Genomic DNA, 1,422 nt, shown 5'->3' with positions numbered 1-1,422 from the left:
TTACCGGGCTTGCGGGGATGTTGTCTACGAGTTCGAACATTTTCCCTCTCCTTACATTCTCTAGTTTTTTCGCCTACTGCGTTTTGTTGCGGTGTTGCGGTAAAGCTTTAGAAGTTGCCTTGAACCCACTTCTTCAATCGGTCCAGCAGCGGCGCCTGTGGCTCGTCGCTGCTGTAGCTGTCGCGGCTGCCGATGCCGGAGAACGAAACTCCGTCGGACTGCTTTTGCAGGCCGTACATCAACAAGCCAACGCCAGTGGAATAAATCGGGTTGCGCACCACGTCATCCAGGCCTTTCACGCCGTGCGGAACACCGAGGCGTACCGGCATGTGGAAGATTTCTTCGGCGAGTTCTGTCGCGCCTTCCATCTTCGACGTACCGCCGGTCAGGACGATGCCGGCCGGGATCAGGTCTTCGTAGCCGCTGCGACGCAGTTCAGCCTGGATCAGGGTGAACAGTTCGTCGTAACGCGGCTCGACCACTTCGGCCAGGGCCTGACGCGACAGTTCGCGCGGTGGACGATCGCCAACGCTCGGCACCTTGATGGTTTCGCCGGCACCGGCCAGTTTGGCCAGGGCGCAGGCGTAACGGATCTTGATCTCTTCGGCGTACTGGGTCGGAGTGCGCAACGCCATGGCGATGTCGTTGGTCACTTGATCACCGGCAATCGGGATCACCGCGGTGTGGCGGATCGCGCCTTCGGTGAAGATCGCGATGTCGGTGGTGCCGCCGCCGATGTCGACCAGGCACACGCCCAGTTCTTTCTCGTCGTCGGTCAGGACCGAGTAGGCAGAAGCCAGTTGTTCAAGAATGATGTCGTCGATTTCCAGGCCACAGCGACGCACGCATTTTTCAATGTTCTGTGCGGCGTTGACGGCGCAGGTGACGACGTGAACCTTGGCTTCCAGACGTACGCCGGACATGCCCAGAGGTTCGCGAACGCCTTCCTGGTTATCGATCACGTAATCCTGCGGCAGGGTGTGCAGCACGCGCTGGTCAGCCGGGATCGCCACTGCCTGGGCAGCGTCGAGAACACGCTCAAGGTCAGCCGAGCTGACTTCGCGATCACGAATCGCGACGATGCCGTGGGAGTTCAGGCTGCGGATGTGATTGCCCGCCACGCCGACGAACGCCGAGTGAATGCGGCAGCCCGCCATCAGTTGGGCTTCTTCGATCGCGCGCTGGATCGATTGCACGGTGGACTCGATATTCACCACCACGCCTTTTTTCAGGCCGCGGGACGGATGTGTACCGATACCGACGATTTCCAGCGTGCCGTCGTCCGAGACCTCGCCTACCAGCGCCACCACCTTGGAGGTGCCGATATCCAGACCGACGATCATTTTGCCGCTTTGCACGTTTGCCATGGGTCCTGCCTCTTCTTAATTCTTTGCGACAGCGGGGGGGGCTGTCGTCGGCGCT

The 1,422-nt window shown here is 60.3% G+C and carries 1 protein-coding gene; it reads right to left on the bottom strand.

Annotated elements, in window-relative coordinates:
* Window positions 1–107: 107 nt before the first annotated feature.
* Window positions 108–1,367, bottom strand: a complete 1,260-nt coding sequence (gene ftsA, locus ACIOVB_RS26750) for a cell division protein FtsA (protein WP_187677995.1) — start codon at window positions 1,365–1,367, stop codon at window positions 108–110.
* Between the last annotated feature and the right edge of the window lie 55 nt (window positions 1,368–1,422).

The organism is Pseudomonas sp. NPDC087639, from assembly GCF_044743385.1.
In the GTDB taxonomy this organism is placed as follows: domain Bacteria; phylum Pseudomonadota; class Gammaproteobacteria; order Pseudomonadales; family Pseudomonadaceae; genus Aquipseudomonas.
This window is presented reverse-complemented; position numbering and strand designations above follow the sequence as displayed.